Below are 24,333 nucleotides of genomic sequence, written 5' to 3' on the forward strand. Positions count from 1 at the left end.
CCCTGCCACTACTGAGAGGTTCAAACGTGTCACGTACAATTATGCTCATTCCGACCGGCACCAGCGTCGGCCTGACCAGCGTCAGCCTTGGCGTTATTCGCGCCATGGAACGTAAAGGCGTTCGCCTTAGCGTCTTTAAGCCAATTGCTCAGCCACGTGCTGGCGGCGACACCCCGGATCAAACCACCACCATCATCCGTAAGAACTCCTCGATTCCTGCCGCAGAACCGCTGCAGATGTCGCGTGTTGAGTCACTGCTGGGCTCCAACCAGCAGGATGTGCTGATGGAAGAGATCATCTCCCGTTACCATGCCAACACCCAGGATGCGGAAGTGGTGCTGGTTGAAGGTCTGGTTCCAACCCGTAAGCATCAGTTCGCCAACGCGCTGAACTATGAAATCGCGAAAACCCTGAACGCGGAAATCGTCTTCGTGATGGCGCTGGGCAATGACTCTCCGGCACAGCTGAAAGAGCGCATTGAACTGACGCAAAGCAGCTTCGGCGGTCAGAAGAACAAAAATATCACTGGCGTGATCATCAACAAACTCAACGCACCGGTTGACGATCAGGGACGTACCCGCCCTGACCTGTCAGAAATCTTTGATGACTCATCAAAAGCCAGTATTGCCAATATCGATCCTAAGCAACTGTTCTCAGACAGTCCGCTGCCGGTGCTGGGCTGCGTGCCGTGGAGCTTTGATCTGATTGCTACCCGCGCGATCGATATGTGCCGCCACCTGGATGCTCGCATCATCAATGAAGGTGAGATTCAGACTCGCCGGGTTAAATCTGTTACCTTCTGCGCCCGCAGTATTCCGCACATGCTGGAGCATTTTCGTCCTGGCTCACTGCTGGTGACTTCTGCTGACCGTCCGGATGTGCTGGTCGCCGCCTGTCTGGCCGCGATGAACGGCATTGAGATTGGCGCAATCCTGCTGACCGGTAACTACGAGATTGACGATCGCATTGCCCGTCTCTGCGACCGCGCCTTCCAGACCGGCCTGCCGGTGTTTATGGTGAAAACCAATACCTGGCAGACCTCACTGAGCCTGCAGAGCTTTAATCTTGAAGTGCCTGCTGATGACACGCAGCGCATCGAGAAAGTGCAGGAATATGTCGCCAGCTACATTAATGCAGAGTGGATTGAGTCACTGACCGCCACATCTGAACGCAGCCGTCGCCTGTCACCACCCGCCTTCCGCTATCAGCTTACCGAGCTGGCGCGTAAAGCGGGCAAACGCGTGGTGCTGCCAGAGGGTGATGAGCCGCGTACGGTTAAAGCGGCTGCTATCTGTGCTGAACGCGGCATCGCCACCTGCGTACTGTTAGGTAACCCGGAGGAGATTCAGCGTGTCGCTGCGGCTCAGGGTGTTGAACTGGGCAAAGGCGTTGAGATTGTTGACCCGGAACAGGTCCGTGAAAACTATGTGCCGCGTCTGGTTGAGCTGCGTAAGAGCAAAGGCATGACCGAAGTCGTCGCTCAGGAGCAGCTGGAAGATAACGTGGTACTCGGCACCATGATGCTGGAGAGCGGCGAAGTGGATGGCCTGGTGTCAGGTGCGGTTCATACGACCGCCAACACCATTCGTCCGCCGCTGCAGTTGATCAAAACCGCGCCTAACAGCTCACTGGTATCCTCGGTGTTCTTTATGCTGCTGCCGGAGCAGGTGCTGGTTTACGGTGATTGTGCCATTAACCCGGATCCGACCGCTGAGCAGCTGGCTGAGATCGCTATCCAGTCAGCTGATTCTGCCAGCGCCTTTGGTATCGATCCGCGTGTTGCGATGATCTCCTACTCTACTGGCACGTCAGGTGCGGGCAGCGACGTTGAGAAAGTGCGTGAAGCAACGCGCATTGCGCAGGAGAAACGTCCTGATCTGGTGATCGATGGTCCGCTGCAGTATGACGCCGCGATCATGGAAGATGTGGCGAAATCTAAAGCGCCGAATTCCCAGGTTGCCGGGCGCGCTACTGTGTTTATCTTCCCGGATCTCAACACCGGTAACACCACCTACAAAGCAGTACAGCGTTCAGCCGATCTGATCTCCATCGGACCGATGCTGCAGGGTATGCGTAAGCCGGTTAATGACCTGTCTCGCGGTGCGCTGGTGGATGACATCGTCTACACCATCGCCCTGACCGCCATTCAGTCTCAGCAGGCTGAAGGCTAAACGGCTGGTCATAACGAAAAAGGCATGCCCCAGAGCATGCCTTTTTTTCGCCGGTAACAAAGCGGCCCGGTCTGATGCAGATGAATAACCTGAATTAAGGCGCCTGTTTTCAGGCCCGGTTATCGCCGTTGCGGCTCATCCACAGGGAGAGCGCTTTCAGCGAATCATCGGTGAACTCATCACAACGCGCGGTGATCTCATCGGGCGTCATCCAGATAATCTCATCGACTTCCGATTCCTGCATGGCGAATGGCCCGTGTGACACACAACTGAACAGACCGCCCCAGACACGACAGTGCTGATCTTCGAAGTAGAATTTGCCATGTTCAGCAAATGGCACCGCGGCGATCCCTAACTCCTCTTCTGCTTCACGTCGCGCAGATTCCAGCATATCTTCACCGCTCTGCACCACGCCGCCCGCGGTTGCGTCGAGTTTGCCCGGCATAAAATCTTTTATCTCGGTGCGACGCTGTACCAGAATCTTACCCATACCGTCATGAACCACAATATAGGTAGCGCGGTGACGCAGGCATTGAGCACGCATCTGCGCACGTGTCGCCTGAGCAACGACTTCATTCTCTTCGTTTACGATATCGACCCACTCGATGCCGTCACCCGCAGTTTGATCCACCATCAGTAACCCTTTCCTGTTTGGCGTACAGTTGTGTACGCAGTTTGCCACGTCGTTATTTTTATGTGGCGTAAGGTAATCACTTCCGACAGCCTGAGCAAGCCCTGGCTGTTACCGATTTTTACCACTTTCTGCTAACCACAGCTGCACCGAGGCGCGCTGCCACTGAAACTCAGCATAATGCCGCAGACGGGCGGGCAAAGGATCGCCATGTAATACCAGCCGGTTAAGCATTACTGCCAGATCGGTATCCGCGATGGACCACTCACCAAACAGGTTCTGTTGCCCCTCAGGCAGCAGACGATCGACAGCGGTAACCAGTTTATCCACCGCCTGCTGCGCTGACGCAGTCAGTGGCGCAAAACGCTCACCAGCAAACAACACTTCTGTCGGACGCTCCTGACGGATCCACAGGAAGTCACTGCGTAGCCAGGCCTGAATCTCCCTGGCACGGGCGCGCTTCTCACGGTCACGTGGATAGAGGCGTTCAAATTCGGGGGCAGGAAAACGCTCTTCGAGATATTCCGTAATCGCCGAGGATTCGCTTAACAGGAAGTCATCAATCTGGAGAGTCGGCACACGGCAGGTCAGCGACAGCTCGCGGTATGCTGCGGCGTTTTGCTGATTCTGCGACAGATCGACACGTTTCAGCTGGAATGGGATCCCTTTTTCGGTAAGAGCAACATAGGCAGACATAGCGTAAGGACTGAAAAATGATGAATCTGACCACAGGGTGATGGACGGATAATTCATCGGTTACCTCAATTGGCTGTCAGGGTTGCATCATGTTTACCGATTTTTTTTTGCGAAGGCAACGCTGAGCTGCTCCGATCTCTGCCACCGGAATAAGAAAGCGCGACGCGACTCACTCTGGAATGGCTCGACTCTTCTATGCTGAAAGGTGCAAATAACAAAAACATCAAGGGAGCCGCAACATGCACATTCTAATTACCGGTGGCACGGGACTGATTGGCCGACACCTGATCCCGCGCCTGCAACAGCTGGGGCATCAGATAAGCGTGGTGACACGTGACGTGGTCAGCGCACGTGAAAAACTGGGCGAGAACGTCGCACTCTGGTCAGGCCTGGCGCAACAATCGAATCTGGATAACATCGATGCGGTAATTAATCTGGCGGGAGAACCCATCGCCGACAAGCGCTGGACGGAGCCGCACAAACAGCAGCTGTGCGAAAGCCGCTGGCAGATCACCGAGCAGATTGCCTCACTGATTAATGCCAGTGCAACGCCACCCGCCGTCCTGATTTCTGGTTCGGCAACTGGCTTCTATGGCAATACCGGCGATCTGGTGCTGACTGAAGAGGACCAGGGACAGGATGAGTTTACCCATCAGCTCTGCGCCCGCTGGGAGCAGCTGGCGCTCAGCGCCGCGAGTGAACGTACCCGCGTCTGCCTGATACGCACCGGCGTGGTGCTGGCTCGTGAAGGCGGCGCACTCAGTAAAATGAAACTCCCCTTTAAGTTTGGCGCGGGCGGGCCGATCGGCAGTGGCAAACAGTATATGCCATGGATCCATATCGATGACATGGTCAACGCGATTCTCTGGCTGCTGGATCATGAGGATCTGCACGGCCCGTTCAACATGGTGGCCCCTTACGCGGTACGTAATGAGCAGTTTGCCGCCACGCTGGGGCGGGTGATGCATCGTCCGGCCTTTATGCGCACGCCAGCCAGCGCCATTAAGCTCATGATGGGCGAATCGTCGGTACTGGTGTTGGGAGGACAGCATGTGCTGCCAAAGCGGCTGGAAGCCTCTGGTTTCGGCTTCCGCTGGTACGATTTGCAGGAAGCCTTACAGGATGTCGCAGGATAACCCTGCAGCGGCCCAGGGCCGCCGCAGGGGTAATTAGCTACGCTGTCCGGCCACCCGCGACTGCATTGCCTTCTCTTCCCGCGTGTGCCCCGGTTGTGGCACGCGGATAATAAAGGTCAGCACGCCAGCGAACACATACAGCGCGGTATAGGCCCATACCACTCCGACGATGTCGAAGAATGGCAGCATGATGGAGGCGATAGCCGGTGCCACAAAGTTACTGAGTCCCGCGGAGAGATTGTAAATCGAGACCGCTGCCCCTTTGTGATGCGGCTCCAGCGTCGGAAAGACGGCGGTCATCGGCACAAACGCGGCAACAAAGATCCCCAGCATGACCGCAGGAATTAATGCGACCCAGAAATTATGCCCCGCATGCAGCGGCAGGTAATAGAATGTCAGGCTGGAGATAGCCATGCCCAGGCAACCAAACCAGCGTACCTGACGGATCCAGCCTAGCTTCTCACCAGTGAGGCCCCAGAAGATATTCGTAAAGATGGTAACAAAGAAGAACACCGCCCAGATCTGTAGCCATTCAGAAAGGGTAAAGCCGAGACGGTCGACAAACAGCAGTGGCATGATAATGGCGAAACCAAACAGCGACAGCGTGTTGATGATGCGAATCAGGCAGGCATAAAAGACATGCTGATTGGTGAACAGGATGGTCACGGCACGCGACATCTCTGTCATCTTCTCACGCATCGGCAGATTCACGCGGGAACGATCTACCGGCACGTTGCGCAGGCTGAACCAGGCAAGAATCCCACCACAGGCGACCCAGATGATGGCCAGCCACAGCGTTCCGGTCTCCCCCAGCATCGGAATGGTCAGACTGGGCAGATAGCTGCCCACCACGCCAATGCCGATTGAATACATCGCCCAGAACCAGCCGGTCGCCGCCGCCAGTTTCTCGCGCGGTAAGACCTGCACCAGCATCATCATGAAAGAGTAGATAAACAGCGGATAAGCCAGCCCGCGAATGCCGTAAAACAGCACCATAAGGGGATAATTACGCAGCCCAAGCCCAAGCGACATAAACAGTGCATGCATGACGATCCACAGCACAAAGCCAATCATCATCGCGCGCTGCGGCGTGATCAGCTCGGCGACCACGCCCGATGCCCAGGCTGCCAGCGCTGCTGCCAGACCATAGAAGGTGAACACGACGGCAGACTGCGCGGGCGAAAAGCCCATGTCGGTGATATGGCGCGACAGAAACGCCATTTCAAAGCCATCACCCGCCATAAAGATGGCGATAGCGAGGAAGCCCCAGAACATCTTTTTCGGTAAGCCAAACCAGTATTCATTCGATTGCATCACAATCACCTTCTGTTTGGTTAGTCGTTATGCAGGCAGCAGGTTACGCACCTGTTGCTGCTGGATGTAAAGTTCCCGGAACAGACGCAGCCGCTGTTGCAGCACGGCTCCGCGAGCGTTGTTCGGTTGATAGCGCGCCTGGACTGGCGGCTTCAGACACACCTCATGCTCAGCACCGCCCTCAGCCAGCCACGCCAGACGTGCCGCCCCCAGCGCGCCAGAGGCGCTGGCCGGGTGGGTAATAACCGGCAGTTGCAGCACATCGGCAATCAATTGCGCCCACAGCGTGCTGCGCGCTCCCCCACCGGTGAGGCTGTATTGCTGAATGTGGTGCCGGGCCTCGCCGAGCGCCTCTGCCCCATCAGCCAGTCCAAATGCCACGCCTTCAATCACCGCATAGCCCAGCAGGGCGCGCGGCATTTCATGCCGCAGATTGAAGAAAGCACCGGAGGCGTCAGGATCGTTGTGAGGGGTGCGCTCCCCGGAGAGATAGGGCAAAAAAATCGGGGCGCTACGCAGCTGTTCATCACTGAGCTGTGCCATCTCCTCCATCAGCTGGCTTTCACTCACTGACAGCAGATTGCACAGCCAGCGCAGACAACTGGCGGCGCTGAGCATCACACTCATCTGATGCCAGCGGCCCGGTAGCGCATGGCAAAAGGCGTGCACCCCGGATTGCGGGTCCGCCTGTAAACGGTCATTGACGACAAAAATCACCCCGGACGTCCCCAGTGAGATAAAAGCATCCCCGGCGTTCACCGCACCTACCCCGACGGCCGACGCGGCATTGTCCCCGCCGCCTCCTGCAACCTTGACTAAGGTGGATAAGCCCCACTCGCTCGCCAGTGTCGGCTGCAGATGTCCACTTACTGCACTGCCTTCCACCAGTTCAGGCATTTGGGAACGCTTCAATCCGGTGATGGCCAGCAGTTCGTCCGACCAGTCACGCCGTGACACGTCGAGCCACAGCGTTCCGGCAGCATCCGAAGGCTCAGTGACAAAGCGCCCGGTCAGACGCCAGCGCAGGTAATCTTTCGGCAGCAGAACCTTATTGATGCGGCTGAAGATTTCTGGCTCATGTTCCGCAACCCAGCAGAGCTTCGGTGCAGTGAAGCCAGGCATAATCATATTGCCGCTGATCGCTATCATCCGGGGATGGTGCTTCGCCAGCCTTTCACACTGCGGTGCACTGCGCGTGTCGTTCCACAGGATACATGGACGCAGCACCCTGCCCCCGGCATCCAGCAGCACGGCCCCGTGCATCTGACCGGACAATCCTATCGCGCGAATCTCAGCCCATGCCTGAGGAAACTGATGACGTAATTCCGCCAGAACCTCACAGCAGGCTTGCCACCAGCGTTCAGGTTCCTGTTCTGCCCAGTGAGGATGCGGACGCTGCACGCTGAGCGTGGCGTGCTGAGACGCCACAATCTCACCCTGAGTGTTCACGATCAGCGCTTTAAGCTCTGAAGTACCGATATCAATACCGAGATACATGATTACACCGCCGCCAGTTCAGGCTGCTTCAGCCACTGCTGCAGACTCGTCACCCGGCGCGTCACCAGCTCATGAAACGCCCTATCGGACGCCAGTTCCGCAAACAGCGCGCGATCGCTCAGGAACGCACGGAGCGGATCGGCGCTGGCAAACTGTTTACGCAGCGTTTCGACCTGAAGCGCACCATCCTGATAGGGATAGGGTAAGTCGTCACTGGCCCAACGCTGCATAAACAGGAAGAAGAGTGCCGGGATCACCGCCGTTGCGGCCGGCTGCACGCCGCGCTGGTAACACGCCTGCAGGGTTGGCGTCACCATGCCGGGAATTTTGGACAAGCCATCGGCACCGACGCGCTGATTGGTGTCCTGAATATAGGGATTACTGAAGCGGGCCAGCACCACATCGCGATAATCCGCCAGATCGAGCGGGCTGGGCGAAAGTGAGGGAATGACATCCTGGGTCACGTAGTCGTGCGCCAGTTGATAAATGGCCGGATGACGGGTGCTCTCATCAATATAGTTCAGCCCAATCAGCGTGCCCGCCCAGGCAATCGCGGCATGGGTCGCATTGAGGATGCGAATTTTCGCTTCTTCCCACGGCAGCACCGATTCCACCAGCTCTACGCCCGCCTTTTCCAGTGCCGGGCGTCCGGCAATGAAATCATCCTCAATGACCCACTGAATAAAAGATTCGGCCATTACTGCTGCGCCATCCTGTTTGCCGGTCGCCGCCTGCACGCGTTCGGCCACCTGCGGGGTGGGTCGCGGCGTTATGCGATCGACCATGGTATTCGGTGAACGGGTCTGTGCACGCACCCAGTCGGCCAGCGTGGTATCGCCTTTGGCAGTCAGAAACGCCAGGAAGGCGTCACGAAAACGCTCGCCATTGTGACGCAGATTGTCGCAGTTCAGCAGCGTGACCGGTGCCCCGCCCTCGGCAACTCGCTGTGTCAGAATGCGGCTGAGTGCGCCGTAGAGGGTGCGGATATCGCCACCCAGATCGGCCTTCACGTCCGCCTGACTGAGATCCAGCGTAAACGCGGGCGTCAGGTAGTAGCCTGCTTCAGTCACGGTGAAGCTAATCACTCGCGTTTCCGCACGCGCGCCCTGCTCAATCAGCGCGCTGATGTCGCTGTCCCAGGGCAAAATTTTGCGCAGCGACGTGATGGTTTCATAGTCGCGCTCACCTTCAGGCGTCACGGTTTCCAGCACATATTCGCCCTGCTGCTGCGCGAGCTGATCAAGCAGCGGCGCGGCGTCCTGGCGGATATTGCCCAGTGCGATGCCCCAGCTTTCGTCGCCCTGCTTACGCAACTGATGCAGATACCACGCCTGATGTGCCCGATGAAAAGATCCTGCGCCGATATGCATCCACACGGATTGATTGGTCATAATCGCCTCAATTAAACATTTGCCACGATGAGGGGCATTTGCCCGATAGCCGTTAGCATAGTGTTCATCACGCAGACCCTTCTGCGAGCTCTGTCACAAATAATGCTTTTGCTCTTTTATTGGGCTTTTGCCCGATTAGCGCTTTTTGCACGGCTCGCGTTAAGATGTCTCCCTGAATTCGACGGAACAGCGTGATGAGCAGAGAAGAGAAAAAGCAGGAGCTGGCCGCGCGTGCCGCGTGGATGTATTACGTTGCGGGCGTGACACAGCAGGAGATTGCGCAGGCACTGGGATTATCGCGCCAGGTGGCGCAGCGTCTGGTATCCAGTGCTCGTGAAATGGGCATGGTAAACGTAAAAATCGATCATCCCGTCACGCACTGTCTGCAGCTGGCGCGTGAGGTCAAGGAGAAGTTTGGTCTGGATCTCTGTCGCGTCGTGCCCTCGGCCAGTCTGAACGAGGATGCCATTCAGCAAATGCTGGCAGTCGAAGGGGCGGCGGTGATGGCACAGTTCATCAGTGAGGAAGCGCCACAGGTCTTTGGTATTGGTTCCGGTAAAACCTTACGCTCTATCATCGACGCGTTACCCTGGGTGGATCGCCCGCAGCATCATTGCGTTTCGATGATTGGCGCCATCGCGCGGGATGATTCCGGAACACGTTATGATGTCCCGCTGAAGATGGCCGAAAAGATGCAGGGTAAGTATTTCTTTATTCCGGCCCCCCTCTACGCCGACACGCCTGAGGATAAAGCGATGTGGGTGCAGCATAAGGTCTACCAGCGCGTCACCGAACGCGCCTTACGGGCAGACGTAGCCTTTGTCGGGATTGGCGAAGTGATGCCAGGCTGTCCACTGAACGCCGAGGGATTTATTACCGATGCGCAGGTTGAGGCGCTGAATGCGCGTGGCGTCGCAGGCGAGATGCTCGGTCACTTTTTCAATCAGCAGGGTGAACGCGTGTGGGGGGAAACGGATGAACTCCTGACCAGCGTGCATCTGGAAAGTCAGACACAACGCAAAATCATTGGCTTTGCCGGTAGCGAACGCAAGTACCCGGCGATCCGAGCCGCCTTACAGGGCGGCTGGGTATCGGGTCTGGTGACCGATGAGGACACGGCGCTGAAGTTACTGCAGACGTGAAGCAGCGGGCAGGCAGCGTACCGGCGCAGGGCACGTAACGCCGGAGTCCTGCTTCCCGCACCTGTCCTCCCCGATAACCGTTACTTCAGCGATCCCTTGAGGAACTGCTGTAAACGCGGACTTTTCGGGCTGCCGAACACCTCCGCAGGCGGACCCTGCTCTTCGATTTTTCCCTGATGCAGAAAAATCACGTGATTTGAGACGTGACGGGCAAACTCCATCTCGTGGGTCACCACCACCATAGTTTTTCCTTCTTCCGCCAGCTTCTGCATGATGCGCAGTACTTCCCCGACCAGTTCCGGATCAAGCGCCGAAGTGGGTTCGTCAAACAGCAACACTTCTGGCTCCATCGCCAGCGCGCGCGCAATCGACACACGCTGCTGCTGACCACCAGAAAGGTGCACCGGATATTTTGCCTGCGCCCGCGCATCAATCCCGACTTTATCGAGGTATTTGATGGCACGCTCACGCGCCGCCGCTTTGCTCAGCCCCAGCACCTGAATCGGCGCTTCCATCACGTTTTCCAGCACGGTCATGTGACTCCACAGATTAAAGTGCTGGAACACCATGGTCAGGCTGGTACGTAACGCGCGCAGCTGCTCTTTGTCAGCCACTTTGAGCTGACCATCTTTGTCACGGACTAAGGTAATTTGTTGGTTATTCACCATGATGCTGCCTTCACTCGGTTTTTCGAGGAAGTTAATGCAGCGTAAAAAGGTACTTTTCCCTGAACCGGACGATCCAATGATACTAATCACATCGCCCGCTTTAGCAGTTAACGAGACCCCTTTCAGCACTTCATGTTCACCATAACGTTTATGCAATTCGGTGACGCTTAATTTATTGTCAGCCATAGTTCTTCTCAATGCGATGAAGAGGGTTTCACGTGGGCCAGCCAGCGACGTTCCGCCAGGCGGAACAGGCTGATCAACACGTAAGAGATAATCAGGTACAACACAGCCGCCAGACCAAAGGCGGTAAACGGCTGATAGGTCGCCGAGTTAATATCCCGCGCGATTTTCAGCAGATCCGGCACGGTGGCGGTGAAGGCCAGCGCCGTGGAGTGCAGCATCAGAATCACTTCGTTGCTGTAGGCCGGCAGTGCCGTACGCAGCGCCGATGGCAGGATAATGCAGCGATAAAGTTTAAAAGTAGAGAAGCCGTACGCCCGTGCCGCCTCAATTTCACCGTGTGGCACCGAGCGAATCGCACCGGCAAAAATTTCCGTGGTGTAGGCGCAGGTGTTGAGGGTGAAGGCGAGCAGCGTACAGTTCAGACCACTGCGGAAAAAGGCATTCAGCAGTTCAGTGCCTTTCACAATCTCCAGCGTGTACATGCCGGAGTAGAACACCAGCAGCTGCACATAGAGCGGCGTGCCGCGAAAGACGTAGGTAAAGAGCCAGACCGGAAAGCTGATAAAACGGTTTGGCGAAACCCGGGCTATCGCCAGCAGAATGGCCAGACAGCCGCCAATGGTGACGGAGAGAATTAACAGCCACAGGGTGATAGCCACACCGGTAAAACGATAGCCGTCCGTCCAGAGCAGCGATTTCCAGTATTCCTGAATAATCTCAATCATAACTCGCCCTCTTCACACCGACCGTATAGCGGCGGTTCAGCCACCACAGCACGCCGTTCGACAGCGTAGTGAACACCAGATAGATCACACCGGCGACAATGGCGAAGTAGAACGGCTGCCAGGTACTTTTCCCCGCCAGCTGCGTTGCCTTCACCACATCTTCCAGCCCCAGCAGCGAAACCAGCGCGGTAGCTTTCAGGATCACCTGCCAGTTATTTCCGATGCCCGGCAGCGCATAGCGCATCATGGCCGGAAACAGAATGCGGCGGAACACCTGCGCGCCGGTAAAGCCAAACGCAGTAGCCGCTTCAATCTGCCCTTTTGGCACCGCCATAAAGGCGCCACGGAACGTTTCGGTGAAGTAAGCACCATAGATAAAGCCGAGCGTGATGATACCAGCAACCATCGGGTCGATATCAAACTGCGCCATGCCCAGTGCGTCGGTGACATGGTTGAGGACAATCTGCAGACCATAGAAGATCAGCAGCATGAGTACGAGGTCTGGCACACCACGAATCAGCGTGGTGTAGCCTTCAAAAATCATCGCCAGTGGCCGGCTGCGCGACAGTTTCGCGCCTGCGCCTATCAGGCCCAGCAGCACTGCCAGCACGACGGAGGTGAGCGCCAGCTCCAGCGTCACCAGCGTGCCCCGGAGAATTACATCAGAATAGCCATACAGCATCGAGAGGGTCCTGTCGTGGGGTGAAAACGAAACGCTGCCCGCCAGTGATTGACGGGCAGTTTAGCCTTACCTCTCCTGTGTGAATGCCATACGCCAGAAAGCCTGTCCGGTTTCCGCGCCAGGCAGAACCGGCTCAGGCCCGACACAACGGCAGCCGGGTCACAGCGGGTAAAGCGACAGGATGATTAGTCGCCGTACACATTAAAATCGAAGTATTTCTTCGCAATCTTGTCGTAAGTGCCATCTTTACGTATATCAGCAAAAGCTTTGTCGATGGCGGCTTTCAGTTCGCTGTCATCTTTACGCAGTCCCATGCCGGTACCGACGCCAAAAATCTTGTCATCTTTCACGGCCGGACCCGCGAAGGCGTAATTTTTACCGACCGGCTGCTTCAGGAATCCTTCGCTGGCCTGCACTTCATCCTGGAAGGCAGCATCAATACGACCGGCATTCAGATCCTGATAGACCAGATCCTGGTTAGCATAAGGCGTAACGTTCACCCCTTTTGGCCGCCAGTTCTGATTGGCGTAGGTTTCCTGGGTGGTGCCCTGCAGCAGACCGATGTTTTTGCCTTTCAGCGACTCAATGGTCGGCTCAATTTTCGATCCCTTCGGTGCGACTAAACGCGCGTTCGCCGCATAGAGTTTTTCCGAGAAGGCGATCTCTTCCTGACGTTTTGCTGTGATGGAAAGTGAGGAGATGATGGCATCAATTTTCTTCGCTTTCAGCGAGGGGATTAGCGCATCAAAGTCGCTTTCAACGTAGGTACATTGGGTATGAATGCGTTTACAGATTTCGTTAGCGAGGTCGATATCGAAGCCTACTAACTTGCCTTGCGCGTCTTTCGACTCAAACGGTGGGTAAGTTGGATCTGTGCCGATACGGATTGAACCCGGAACTGCCGCAAAGACGCTGGCAGCACTGGTTAAGCCCAGCATCAGGGAAAGAGCCAGAACACGCTTTTTCATAGATTACCCTCAAGTGAAGTGCTTTTTGTTATGTGGTTCGTGATGTGTTTGCGCAAAGTAATTTGCATGTTTCATGCCAGTTCTGCAAGTTATCCACGCCGTTAACGTGATGACAGACAGGCGAAAACGCTGAGTTTGTGAGGGGAATATAGCAGTGAAGTAAAAGAGAAAAAGCGACGTTGTTAACTTTTGGTGCGTCAAATGCACGAAGAGTGATCCGAGGCGCGCTTATGCACTAAATAAGTGCGCCAGGGGAACTTTATGCACCCTGCCAGCGCATAAAGAGATCTTCCGGTAATTCGATATCGAACTGATCGATTACCCGATTAACAGTCTGGTCGATGAGCTGATCGATGGTTTCAGGCCGATGATAAAATGCCGGCACGGGCGGCATGATAATGGCACCCAGTTCGGCCGCGGTGGTCATCATCCGCAGGTGGCCGACATGCAGCGGGGTTTCGCGTACGCACAACACCAGCTTACGCTGCTCTTTTAACACTACGTCAGCCGCACGGGTCAGCAACGAGTCACTGTAACTGTGGACGATGCCAGAGAGCGTTTTCATTGAGCAGGGTAAAATCGCCATGCCCAGCGTTTTAAACGATCCCGACGAGATATTTGCTGCAATATCGCGCACGTCATGCACCACATCGGCCAGCGCCTGCACGTCACGCAACGAATAGTCGCTCTCCAGCCCCAGCGTCTGACGCGCCGCCTGGCTCATGACCAGATGCGTTTCTACCTCTTCCACCTGCTGCAACACCTGCAGCATGCGCACGCCATAGATCACCCCGCTTGCGCCAGAGATGCCAATGATGAGTCGTTTCATATTCCAACCTTATGTCAGCCAATGTGCCATCATACGCGGCCAGCGGGTTTCTGAAAACAAACAGGGCGGGATTGCTCCCGCCCTGTTTTATGCTGCCCGATTATGGGTGGATATCAGCCTTCGTTGTGCAGCTCAAGGTTTTCGACTTCGTTCTGGCGCTGAAGCGCTTTGGCATCGTCATTACGCAGCGACTCCAGATACTCCAGATACTGCTGGTCGACATCTTTCGTCACGTAAATGCCGTTGAACACCGAGCACTCAAATTGTGCAATGTCCGGATTCTCCTCACGCACCGCTTCGATCAGATCGTCGAGATCCTGGAAAATCAGTGCATCGGCTTTAATCAGCTGTCGAATCTCTTCGACTTCGCGGCCGTGCGCAATCAGTTCCGTGGCGCTCGGCATATCGATGCCGTAGACGTTCGGGAAACGAATTTCCGGTGCCGCTGAGGCCAGGTAAACCCGTTTCGCACCCGCTTCACGCGCCATCTCAATGATCTGCTCTGAGGTGGTACCGCGTACGATAGAGTCATCCACCAGCAGCACATTTTTATCACGGAATTCAGCGCGGTTCGCGTTGAGCTTGCGGCGCACCGCGCTGCGGCGTAACTGCTGGCCTGGCATGATAAAGGTACGACCAACGTAACGGTTTTTCACGAAGCCCTGGCGATAAGGCTTGTCAAGAATACGGGCGATTTCCAGCGCGATATCGGTAGAGGTTTCCGGAATCGGAATCACGACGTCGATATCGAGATCTTCCCACTCGCGGGCAATTTTCTCGCCCAGCTTGGTGCCCATGCGGACACGGGCGCTGTAGACCGAAATCTTGTCCAGGAAGGAGTCCGGACGCGCAAAGTAGACATACTCGAACAGGCACGGATTGCTTTTTGGGTTTTCAGCACACTGACGGGTCGAAAGCTGGCCTGCTTCAGTGACATAAACCGCTTCACCCGGAGCAACGTCACGGATGAACTCAAAGCCCAGCGTATCCAGCGCGACGCTCTCGGAGGCGACCATATATTCGGTGCGGCCATCGGCGATAACGCGCTTGCCCAGCACCAGCGGACGGATGCCGTTAGGGTCGCGGAAGGCCACCATACCGTGGCCGATAATCATCGCTACGACGGCGTAGGCACCGCGCACCTGCTGATGTACGGCAGCCACCGCAGCAAAAATGTTGTCAGCTTCCAGCGGATCGTTCTGGAAACGATCTAACTCCTGCGCAAAAATATTCAGCAGGATTTCAGAATCTGAAGTGGTGTTAACGTGGCGGCGACCCTTTTCAAACAGGTGCTTACGCAGCACATGTGCGTTGGTCAGATTACCGTTGTGCGCCAGGGTAATGCCATACGGGGAGTTTACATAAAATGGCTGCGCTTCAGAGGCACTTGAGCTGCCTGCGGTGGGATAACGCGCGTGACCGATCCCCATATTGCCCTGCAGTCGCTGCATGTGGCGTGCTTCGAAAACGTCGCTGACCAGGCCGTTTGCCTTTCGCAGGCGAAAACATTTCAGCGCATCGATAGTACAAATGCCTGCGGCATCCTGCCCGCGGTGCTGGAGCACCGTTAACGCGTCATAGATCGACTGGTTGACCGGCATGAAACCGGTGATACCGACAATACCGCACATGTTGTCATTTCCTCATTTAGCCGCACACCCGGTCACATCACCGGGGTAAAAAACTCGACGTGCTTTTCAGGTAATCAAAGAACCACCTGATGATATAACTGAACTCGGGAATGAGTTGAGACTGTTGCCAGTCCGGACTTTTGGAAAAGCCAGTGAATGTATCAAGGAAGAACAGCAAAGCGGCTACGATCAGCACACCACGCAACGCCCCGAAACAGACGCCCAACACCCGGTCGGTTCCCGACAGGCCGGTTTTTTCTACCAGCGTGCCGATAACGTAGTTCACAATGGCACCCACAATCAGCGTCGCCACAAACAGCACACCGATGGCAATACCGTTACGAACCAGTTCGTCGTCAAAACCTGTAAACCAGACTGCAAGGTAGGCGTAGTAATGACTGGCGACAAAAAACGCGCATCCCCAGGTAACAAGAGATAAGGCTTCCCGGACAAACCCACGAACCAGGCTGACCAGAGCCGAAAAACCAACTACCGCAATAATGACGTAATCAATCCAGATCATGAACTCTTCCAGCGCCAGTGCAATTGCACCCCTGCATCCAGTTCGGGGCGCATTCTAACAGAAAAAGAAAACGTTTGCGTAGCGGTTTTCTTTTTCTGCATCCATAAAAGCGGCGATGAAAAAAACTGCAATCGCCCGGGTGATTCTCAACCAGACAGCCTGTTGAAAATCTTCACTCTTTTTCGTGACAGCGCGCGTTAAGCGCGCTGCCTGCCCGGTAAAAGACGCTGCCTGTTACTGCTATCGGCAGCGCCAATCGCCGGTTTAACGGGCGCTATACGGTTTTACAACACCGCCCAGTCCTGAGATGCTTTTCAGTTCACCCACCGCGCCTTGCATTTTAGCTTTCGAGGCATCAGGGCCAACGTAGATACGGGTAATCTGACCCTGAACCGGCGTTGACGGCACGGTAAAGGCGCGATAGCCCGACAGCCGCAACTGCGCGACAATCTCATTTACTTTACTGGCGTTCTTCAACGCACCTAACTGCACCACATAAGCCTGCCCCGCCGGAGCCGTGGTCTCTGCCACTTTTGGCGCCTCTTCCTGCTTTGGCTGCTCAACCGCTTTGGATTGCTCAACCGGCTTCGGTTTAGGCTGCTCCACGACTTTTGGCTTCTGCTGTTCAACCGGCTTCTGCTTAGGCTGCTCGGTGACTTTAGGTTTCTGCTGCTCTGCCGCTTTCGGCTTCGTCACCGTCTGTGCAGGCACAGACTGATGGACCGGCGGCGGCGAGACGACGACAGGATCGCTCTCTTCATACGGCTGCGTCCGTCCCTGCTCCGCCGTGGCGTTGGTTTTACCATTGTCATTGCTGCTATTGACGGCACTGCCTGCGCCTTCCGGCGGCTGAGCGGGCAGCGACTGGGTTACCGGCGGCACCATTTCGCTATCCTGCTGATCGTCAGGTTTCGGCACCAGCGGGATGGCGGCGAACTCCTCTTTGTAATGCTTTTTCTGACCATCCAGCAGCCCTGGCAACACAATCACGCCAACGGCAACCAGAATAACGGTGCCGACTAAACGGTTCTGAAACTTACTTGCCACGTCCTTTCTCCGTTTCAATCGATTCCATGACCTGTGCCACAGTGTGGAATGAACCACACACCAGCACAGTGTCCTGCGGCGCAGCCCGCTGGTGTGCCTGCTGCCAGGCGAGTTCAACCGAACCAAAGGTCTCGCCCTGCGGCAGCGCGTCCAGCAGTTGCTCTGCACTGGCACCGCGCGGACCGTCAAGCGGTGCACAGTACCAGGCATCAACTATTGGAGCCAATGCGGCGAGCGTTCCGGCGATATCTTTATCGTGCAGCATGCCCACGACGGCATGCACCTTGCCGCGTTTCGGCAGGGCCGCCAGCCGCGACGCCAGATAGCCTGCCGCGTGCGGATTATGGGCGACATCCAGAATCACGCGCGGTGATTCACTGATAGTCTGAAACCGCCCTGGCAGCATCGCCAGCGGCAGGCTGGCGCGAATCTGCGCTTCACTGACCTCAAGCCCTGAAACACGCAGCGCCACCAGCGCGGTCGCCGCGTTAGGCAGCGGCACCTGAGGCAGCGGCAGATCGTTCAGCTCGCCCTGCACATCACGCAGCGACCAGCTTTCGGCCTGCGCATGCCAGGACCAGTCGCGGTTGCGCTGTAACAACTGAGCGCCTTTTTCCTGCGCGACCACAGCGATGCTGTGTGGCATATCGGGTTCACCGACTATCGCCGGTTTCCCCGCGCGGAAGACGCCCGCTTTCTCACGTCCGATGCTTTCGCGATCCGGTCCCAGCCAGTCGGTGTGATCCAGTGCAATGCTGGTGACTACGGCGACATCGGCATCCACGATGTTGGTGGCATCCAGTCGTCCGCCGAGGCCGACCTCGAGGATCACGACATCCAGCTGCGCCTGGCGAAACAGATTCAGCGCAGAGAGCGTACCGAATTCAAAGTAGGTCAGCGAAATATCAGCCCGTCCGGCTTCAATCTCCGCAAAGCTGGCGCAGTGCTGCGCTTCACTCAGCTCCTCGCCCTGAACCCGGACGCGTTCGGTATAGCGCACCAGATGCGGCGAGCTATAGACGCCTACGCGATAGCCTGCGGCAATCAGCAGCGTTTCCAGGATGCGACAGGTGGTGCCTTTACCATTGGTACCGGCTACGGTAAAGACAAACGGAGCGGGTTTCAGCAGGTCGAGACGTTGTGCTACCTGACGAATACGGTCCAGACCCAGTTCGATGGCCTGAGTATGCAGGTGCTCAAGATAATAAAGCCACGTGGCCAAAGGCGACGTGGCTTGAGGAAGGTGAAGATTGTCCATATGTCCCGTTTTGCTTATTTATACCTGGCAGACTGGTGCTGCGGTATACGGTGCATTGGTAAGAGGCGCGACAGGCGCGCCTCTCTATCTCCTGTCAGGCCTCGTTGCTTTCCGATTCAGTCGTCGCGGGAGCGGACGGTTCACCGTCATGCAGCGGTGCCGGCAGGTTCATCATTTTGGCCAGCAGGCTTGCCAGTTTGTAGCGCATTTCCGGGCGGCGGATGATCATATCAATCGCGCCCTTCTCAATAAGAAACTCACTGCGCTGGAAGCCCGGCGGCAGTTTTTCACGCACTGTCTGCTCGATGACGCGTGGGCCGGCAAAGCCGATGAGCGCTTTAGGCTCTGCGATGTTGAGGTCACCCAGCATGGCGAAACTGGCAGAAACGCCACCCATAGTCGGGTCAGTCAGCACGGAAATATACGGAAGACCACGCTCCTGCATTTTTGCCAGTGCCGCACTGGTTTTCGCCATCTGCATCAGTGACTGCAGCGCTTCCTGCATACGGGCACCGCCACTTGCGGAGAAGCAGATCAGCGGACAGTTATCTTCCAGCGCCTGCTCAACTGCACGTACAAAGCGTGCCCCCACTACAGAGCCCATTGAACCACCCATAAAGGCAAATTCAAACGCTGCCGCAACAACTGGCATACTGTGCAGCTGACCTTTCATGACGATCAGCGCATCTTTCTCGCCGGTATCTTTCTGTGCTGCTACCAGACGATCTTTGTACTTCTTCGAATCGCGGAACTTCAGCAGATCTTTGGGTTCAAGTTCACTGCCAAGCTCAACCATCGTGCCCTGATCGAGGAAACTGCCGAGGCGCTCACGCGCGTGCATACGCATGTGGTGGTCACACTTCGGGCAAACCTCAAGATTACGCTCCAGCTCGGCGCGGTAGAGAACCTGCCCACAGCTGTCACACTTGGTCCAGACCCCTTCCGGGATACTGGCTTTGCGCACAGGCGTTCCGGTGCTTTTATTAAGAATGCGTTCAATCCAGCTCATTGATGACCTTTCTGTTTAAAACTGACCTGGTCCAGTCGTCTTGATACTGCTGAAAACCGCTTCAGCAGACGGTAAATGTCGCTCATTAAACCACAACCTGTTCAGACTGTGGATAAAAATCTGGTCTTACCCCTGAGCGAAGTCTTACGGCAGCTTCTGCTGCTTCGCCTGACGGCGATGACGCCAGACTTCAATCACACCCGGCAGAATCGAGACCAGGATAATGCCCACAATCAGCAGCTTCAGGTTTTCCTGCACCACCGGCAGATCGCCAAACAGGTAGCCGGCATAGGAGAACAGCAGCACCCATAACAGCGCACCCGTTACGTTGAACAGCGCGAAATGGCGATAGGACATATGGCCCATACCGGCAACAAACGGGGCAAACGTGCGGACAATTGGCACAAAGCGCGCCAGGATAATGGTTTTTCCACCGTGACGGGCATAAAACGCATGGGTTTTATCCAGATGACTACGACGGAAAATCTTCGAGTTCGGGTTACTGAACAGCCGTTCGCCAAACAGGCGGCCAATGGTATAGTTCACCGCATCGCCCAGCACCGCGGCCACCACTAACAACGCCACCATCACATGCACATTGAGATCGTTACCCGGCAGTGCAGCCAGTGCGCCCGCAACAAACAGCAGCGAATCGCCCGGCAGGAATGGCGTCACAACCAGCCCGGTTTCGCAGAACAAAATCAGGAACAAAATAGCGTAAATCCAGATACCGTACTGTGCAACCAGCTCGGCCAGATGCACATCGATGTGCAGAATAAAATCGACCAGAAAATGGAGAAACTCCATAGCGCGCCCTTTTAAGTCCTGAAAGTGAATTAATCCGCAAGGAACAACGGTCCCATCGACGGCTGTGGTAACGCAAAGTGGGATGGGTAATCCACCGCCACCAGATACAACCCTTCTGCCCGGGCTGTGGCTGCGGCTAATGTCCGATCCTTCGCCGCCAGCAGCGTTGCCATCCATGACTCCGGCTTATTGCCGCAGCCTATCTCCATCAGGCTGCCCACGATATTGCGCACCATGTGATGCACAAAAGCGTTGGCTTTAATATCCACAATCACATAGGGACCCTGACGCATCACGTTGAGGTGAATCACGTTGCGCCAGGGTGTACGTGACTGGCACTGCACTGCGCGGAATGAAGTGAAATCATTCTCGCCTAACAAACATTGCCCGGCGCGCTGCATCTTCTCTGCATCCAGTGGATGGTAGAAGTGCGTCACGCCCTGCGCCAGCACCGCCGGACGCAGGCGCTGATTGTAGATCAGGTAGCGATAGCGTCGGGCCGTGGCGCTGAAGCGGGCATGAAATTCATCCGGCACCGCTTTCACCCAGCGCACTGCAATATCCGGCGGCAGATTGGCGTTGACGCCCAGCGTCCAGGCGCTATCAGGCCGCTGCGAGGTCGTCTCGAAATGGACCACCTGCCCCGTCCCGTGCACGCCCGCATCGGTACGACCAGCACAAAAAATGCTGACCGGGTGATCGGCGACCTTCGACAGCGCGCGCTCTACCTTTTCCTGCACGCTGCGAACTTCATTCTGGCGCTGCCAGCCGTAGTAACGGCTGCCGTCATACTCGATGCCGAGCGCCAGTTTTTTCGTCTGACCATCGGACATGGTTACAGATACTCCTGAACCAGTTTCTCAGCGGTTTTCACCGCCATCAGCGCGCCGCCAAAACGAATGTTGTCCGCCACTGACCAGAACTGCAGCAGCTCTGGAATACCGTAGTCGTTGCGCACAGCGCCGATGCTCAGTTCGCCGTTGCCTGAGGCATCCGTCACTGGCGTCGGCACGTCATCCTCTTCGCTCAGACGAATATCTGACGCCAGCGCCAGCTCGGCACGCGCTTCTTCCGCAGAGAGCGGGCGCAGGTTTTCGATATGCACAATCTGCGCGTTACCGTAGAACACCGGAGCCTGTACGCTGCTGACCGCAATGGGCAAGCCTTCGTCCTGCAGGACTTTGCGCACCTGATCAATCAGACGGCGTTCACTCTCCACGCTACCTTCTGCGTCGGCCTGTTGTGGCATCAGGTTAAACGCCAGCTGACGACCAAAGTGATGTTCATCAGCCGGAATACCGTTGAGCAGGCGGGCACTTTCCCCCGCCAGCGCATCGACTGCCACTTTGCCGTAGCTGGAAACCGAGATCAGATTCGTCACCTGTAAACGGCTCAGCCCGGCCGCATCTACCAGCGGTTTAATCGCGGTCAGCAACTGGCTCACCAGGTTGTCCGCCACGCTGATGATGTTGCGATTGCGATAATCTGCCAGCACCTGCGGATTCACATCCGGCACCACCAGCGGCACATCGGGTTCCAGCGCAAACAGCTCGCTGCTGTCGATCACCAGACAACCGGCATTGGCCGCTTCGTCGGCAAAACGTGCCGAAGCGTCACGGCCCGCGACGAAAAAGGCCAGCTGCGCCTGTGACCAGTCGAACGTCTCTGCATTATCGACCCGCACCGAGCGGCCTTCGAAACGTTTGATTTCACCCGCACTGTTTTCGCTGGCCAGCAAATATAATTCACCAACCGGGAACTGGCGTTCCGCCAGCAGTTCCAGTACAGCGTTCCCTACTGCGCCTGTCGCGCCAAGTAGCGCAATATTCCAGCCGTCAGACATGTTGGTTTACTCCAGACAATGACATAAAAACAGAAGGCGGTGATATTCACCGCCCAGGGATTCAGATTTATTCCCCCCTTAAATCCAGCCGCCATACAGAGACGCCCGCGTGACACGCGCCTTCCGTTCACTGATTAATTCAGTGCGGAAACCGCGCCAGGGCGCCTGACCTTCAGCGCCCGCTATTCTGGGGAGTAGATTGCGTTAAAGCCCAGCAGGTTCAGCATCTCAGCCGTTGAGGCGTCATCGCAGCTTACCTGCAGCGAAGACCACTCGCGGCGCTCCAGATACTGCTTGCGCAGGCGATCAAACTCGCCGGGTTTCGCCGCCACTTTACGTAGCGGGGCATCATCGCGGCGCACATCATACACCAGATGCGCCAGACGTTTCAGTGTTGGCTGATCCAGCGAGCCATTCAGGGTAATTTCACTGAATTCCGGCTCCGGCAGTAAGGTGCTGAGTGGCACCTGCTGCGGCTGACCAATAAAGTCGCACCAGGCTTCAAAGACCTGAGTGGTGCCACGTGCTTTGCCTTCCAGCGTGTAGCCCGCGATGTGCGGCGTGGCGATGTCGACCTTATCCAGCAGCGCCAGCGAGAGATCCGGCTCCGGTTCCCAGACATCCAGCACTACGCTCAGGTCATGGCGCATTTTCAGCACCTCCAGCAGCGCGCTATTGTCCACTACCGGGCCGCGACAGGCGTTAATCAGGATGGTGTTGGGCTTCAGCGCCATCAGCAGCGCTGCATCCGCCAGATGCCAGCTTTTGTAGGGGCCGTCTTTAAACAGCGGCGTGTGGAAGGTCAGAATATCTGCCTGCGCTGTCACCGCCTCCAGGGACAGAAAATCGCCTTCGTCACCGCGATCGGCGCGTGGCGGATCGCAAAACAGGGTTTTGATGCCCCAGGCCTCAAGACGCTTTTGCAGCCGCCCGCCGACGTTACCGACACCAACGATGCCGACTGTGCGGTCACGCAGCTCAAAACCATCGCGCTCCGCCAGCATCAGCAGCGCAGAGAAAACATATTCCACCACCGCAATAGCGTTACAGCCGGGAGCGGCTGAAAACGCAACGCCCGCCTGCTGCAGCCAGTTCTCGTCGATATGATCGGTGCCCGCCGTCGCGGTGCCGACAAACCTCACCGGTTTTCCTGCCAGCAGCGATTCATTCACCTGGGTGACGGAGCGCACCATCAGGCCATCGGCATCGGCCAGCTCAGCCACTGGCAGCGGACGCCCCGGCACCGCGACCACGACGCCGGTGCGACTGAATAACTCACGGGCATAAGGCATATTTTCATCGACCAGAATTTTCACCACGGCTTTCCTGTCTGTTACATGTGAGGCAATTATTCTGGCACAAAGCGACGCGTTAGCCTAACCGCGCACGGTAGCGATCGGGCGTGGTGCCTGCCTGTTGCTGGAACATCACAATCAGCGCCGAGGCGGAACTGTATCCCAGCTCATGGGCGATACTCTGCACGCTTTCTCCCTGCTCGAGCAGTACGATGGCGCGAAGATACCGCAGACGCTGCCGCCACTCACCAAACGTCATATGCAGATGCTGCTGGCAGCGCCGCGCCAGCGTCCGTTCGGTCGTAAAGACCCGCGCCGCCCAGCCCGCCAGCGTGGTGTTATCGCCCGGATGCGCTTCCAGCGCATGTAACACAGGCGCCAGAAATTTATCATCTGAAGTCGGCAGATAACTCTCCTGCACCTGCGCCAGCTTCAGGCGATCGCGCAGCACCTCGCACAGCCGCCACTGGGCATCCGTGGCGGGTTGCTCGATTTGCTGCTCAGCGAAATCGTCCATGATGGCGTGTGCAATGGGATCTATCAGCATCAGACAGGCGCGCCGGGGTAAGTCGGCGCAGAGCGGTGACGCCAGATTAAAGGTGCGAAACTGCGCCTGACGATGGTTATAGCTACTGTGCAGCTGACCCGGCGGGATCCAGACAGGAATATCGGCCGGCGTCAGCAAGCGCTCGCCCTCGACCTGCATCTCCAGGACGTGGCTTTTCACCATGATCAGCTGGCCCCAGGCATGCGCATGCGGCAGATATTCGGTGCGGGCATTGGCCTGTTCATAACGCATAAAGTAGCGTAACTGCGGCGCATTCACCGGCGGCTGGTAGGTCACTTTCAGGCTCATTCTGTCCGCTCATTCGCTCATTTTGTCC

General features: G+C 56.6%; 23 protein-coding genes. 3 read left to right on the top strand and 20 right to left on the bottom strand.

Annotation, left to right across the window (positions count from 1 at the left end):
* Window positions 1-41: 41 nt before the first annotated feature.
* Window positions 42-2,171: a phosphate acetyltransferase gene (gene pta, locus NIM72_RS06315; RefSeq protein ID WP_033733375.1), complete on the top strand. Its 2,130-nt coding sequence runs from the start codon at window positions 42-44 to the stop codon at window positions 2,169-2,171.
* A gap of 109 nt (window positions 2,172-2,280) precedes the next feature.
* On the opposite strand, the gene yfcD is transcribed toward pta, so the two are convergent.
* Together yfcD and yfcF are read right to left on the bottom strand one after the other, a co-directional pair.
* The gene (gene yfcD, locus NIM72_RS06320; RefSeq protein WP_003854255.1) at window positions 2,281-2,805 is read right to left on the bottom strand and encodes an NUDIX hydrolase YfcD; all 525 of its coding nucleotides are present in this window, start codon (window positions 2,803-2,805) and stop codon (window positions 2,281-2,283) included.
* 108 nt (window positions 2,806-2,913) lie between these two features.
* Window positions 2,914-3,555, bottom strand: a complete 642-nt coding sequence (gene yfcF, locus NIM72_RS06325) for a glutathione transferase (protein ID WP_161733376.1) — start codon at window positions 3,553-3,555, stop codon at window positions 2,914-2,916.
* A 182-nt stretch (window positions 3,556-3,737) separates the two neighbouring features.
* On the opposite strand from yfcF, the gene NIM72_RS06330 reads away from it, so the two are divergent.
* Window positions 3,738-4,634 carry a TIGR01777 family oxidoreductase gene (locus tag NIM72_RS06330; RefSeq protein WP_161733378.1) on the top strand — a complete coding sequence of 299 codons (897 nt, stop codon included), beginning with the start codon at window positions 3,738-3,740 and terminating at the stop codon, window positions 4,632-4,634.
* Window positions 4,635-4,667: 33 nt separating this feature from the next.
* On the opposite strand, the gene NIM72_RS06335 is transcribed toward NIM72_RS06330, so the two are convergent.
* The 3 genes from NIM72_RS06335 to dalD are packed head-to-tail and all read right to left on the bottom strand — an operon-like array spanning window position 4,668 to window position 8,836.
* Window positions 4,668-5,948 carry an MFS transporter gene (locus NIM72_RS06335; protein WP_161733380.1) on the bottom strand — a complete coding sequence of 427 codons (1,281 nt, stop codon included), beginning with the start codon at window positions 5,946-5,948 and terminating at the stop codon, window positions 4,668-4,670.
* A gap of 27 nt (window positions 5,949-5,975) precedes the next feature.
* Complete coding sequence (gene xylB, locus NIM72_RS06340) at window positions 5,976-7,445, bottom strand: xylulokinase (protein ID WP_253419434.1); 1,470 nt, start codon at window positions 7,443-7,445, stop codon at window positions 5,976-5,978.
* 2 nt (window positions 7,446-7,447) lie between these two features.
* Entirely contained in the window at window positions 7,448-8,836 is a 1,389-nt protein-coding gene (gene dalD / locus NIM72_RS06345) for a D-arabinitol 4-dehydrogenase (protein WP_253419436.1), read from the bottom strand.
* Between the two features lie 194 nt (window positions 8,837-9,030).
* Between dalD and NIM72_RS06350 the strand changes: the two genes are divergently transcribed.
* A complete protein-coding gene (locus NIM72_RS06350; RefSeq protein ID WP_161733385.1) occupies window positions 9,031-9,978 on the top strand; it encodes a sugar-binding transcriptional regulator in 948 nt (315 codons plus the stop codon).
* Between the two features lie 80 nt (window positions 9,979-10,058).
* On the opposite strand, the gene hisP is transcribed toward NIM72_RS06350, so the two are convergent.
* The 15 genes from hisP to NIM72_RS06425 all read right to left on the bottom strand — a co-directional run bounded on the left by hisP (window position 10,059) and on the right by NIM72_RS06425 (window position 24,305).
* The gene (hisP, locus tag NIM72_RS06355) at window positions 10,059-10,832 is read right to left on the bottom strand and encodes a histidine ABC transporter ATP-binding protein HisP (protein ID WP_161733387.1); all 774 of its coding nucleotides are present in this window, start codon (window positions 10,830-10,832) and stop codon (window positions 10,059-10,061) included.
* A gap of 8 nt (window positions 10,833-10,840) precedes the next feature.
* The gene (locus tag NIM72_RS06360; RefSeq protein WP_033733383.1) at window positions 10,841-11,557 is read right to left on the bottom strand and encodes an ABC transporter permease; all 717 of its coding nucleotides are present in this window, start codon (window positions 11,555-11,557) and stop codon (window positions 10,841-10,843) included.
* Window positions 11,550-12,239 (bottom strand): histidine ABC transporter permease HisQ, encoded by a 690-nt coding sequence (locus tag NIM72_RS06365; protein ID WP_253419452.1) that lies wholly within the window; start codon window positions 12,237-12,239, stop codon window positions 11,550-11,552. The genes NIM72_RS06360 and NIM72_RS06365 overlap by 8 nt, the downstream gene beginning before the upstream one ends.
* A 185-nt stretch (window positions 12,240-12,424) precedes the next feature.
* Entirely contained in the window at window positions 12,425-13,207 is a 783-nt protein-coding gene (gene argT / locus NIM72_RS06370; protein ID WP_222925187.1) for a lysine/arginine/ornithine ABC transporter substrate-binding protein ArgT, read from the bottom strand.
* A gap of 259 nt (window positions 13,208-13,466) precedes the next feature.
* Window positions 13,467-14,036, bottom strand: coding sequence for a UbiX family flavin prenyltransferase (locus tag NIM72_RS06375; RefSeq protein WP_013358589.1), 570 nt, complete (start codon window positions 14,034-14,036; stop codon window positions 13,467-13,469).
* Between the two features lie 113 nt (window positions 14,037-14,149).
* Entirely contained in the window at window positions 14,150-15,667 is a 1,518-nt protein-coding gene (gene purF / locus NIM72_RS06380) for an amidophosphoribosyltransferase (RefSeq protein ID WP_013358590.1), read from the bottom strand.
* A gap of 37 nt (window positions 15,668-15,704) precedes the next feature.
* A complete protein-coding gene (gene cvpA, locus NIM72_RS06385; protein WP_003854265.1) occupies window positions 15,705-16,190 on the bottom strand; it encodes a colicin V production protein in 486 nt (161 codons plus the stop codon).
* 264 nt (window positions 16,191-16,454) lie between these two features.
* The gene (gene dedD / locus NIM72_RS06390; protein WP_253419455.1) at window positions 16,455-17,237 is read right to left on the bottom strand and encodes a cell division protein DedD; all 783 of its coding nucleotides are present in this window, start codon (window positions 17,235-17,237) and stop codon (window positions 16,455-16,457) included.
* On the bottom strand, window positions 17,227-18,495 hold the full coding sequence (gene folC, locus NIM72_RS06395) for a bifunctional tetrahydrofolate synthase/dihydrofolate synthase (RefSeq protein WP_161733395.1): 1,269 nt from the start codon (window positions 18,493-18,495) through the stop codon (window positions 17,227-17,229). The genes dedD and folC overlap by 11 nt, the downstream gene beginning before the upstream one ends.
* A gap of 94 nt (window positions 18,496-18,589) precedes the next feature.
* On the bottom strand, window positions 18,590-19,504 hold the full coding sequence (gene accD, locus NIM72_RS06400; protein ID WP_222925185.1) for an acetyl-CoA carboxylase, carboxyltransferase subunit beta: 915 nt from the start codon (window positions 19,502-19,504) through the stop codon (window positions 18,590-18,592).
* Window positions 19,505-19,648: 144 nt separating this feature from the next.
* Entirely contained in the window at window positions 19,649-20,311 is a 663-nt protein-coding gene (locus NIM72_RS06405) for a DedA family protein (RefSeq protein WP_033783739.1), read from the bottom strand.
* A 29-nt stretch (window positions 20,312-20,340) separates the two neighbouring features.
* Window positions 20,341-21,144 carry a tRNA pseudouridine(38-40) synthase TruA gene (truA, locus tag NIM72_RS06410; RefSeq protein WP_161733399.1) on the bottom strand — a complete coding sequence of 268 codons (804 nt, stop codon included), beginning with the start codon at window positions 21,142-21,144 and terminating at the stop codon, window positions 20,341-20,343.
* A 2-nt stretch (window positions 21,145-21,146) separates the two neighbouring features.
* Window positions 21,147-22,154 carry an aspartate-semialdehyde dehydrogenase gene (locus NIM72_RS06415; protein ID WP_161733401.1) on the bottom strand — a complete coding sequence of 336 codons (1,008 nt, stop codon included), beginning with the start codon at window positions 22,152-22,154 and terminating at the stop codon, window positions 21,147-21,149.
* Window positions 22,155-22,336: 182 nt separating this feature from the next.
* Window positions 22,337-23,470 (bottom strand): 4-phosphoerythronate dehydrogenase PdxB, encoded by a 1,134-nt coding sequence (gene pdxB, locus NIM72_RS06420; protein WP_253419458.1) that lies wholly within the window; start codon window positions 23,468-23,470, stop codon window positions 22,337-22,339.
* A gap of 55 nt (window positions 23,471-23,525) precedes the next feature.
* The gene (locus NIM72_RS06425) at window positions 23,526-24,305 is read right to left on the bottom strand and encodes an AraC family transcriptional regulator (protein ID WP_161733405.1); all 780 of its coding nucleotides are present in this window, start codon (window positions 24,303-24,305) and stop codon (window positions 23,526-23,528) included.
* Window positions 24,306-24,333: the final 28 nt, after the last annotated feature.

The sequence above is a fragment of the Pantoea sp. B550 genome (genome assembly GCF_024158165.1).
Lineage (GTDB): Bacteria > Pseudomonadota > Gammaproteobacteria > Enterobacterales > Enterobacteriaceae > Pantoea > Pantoea alfalfae.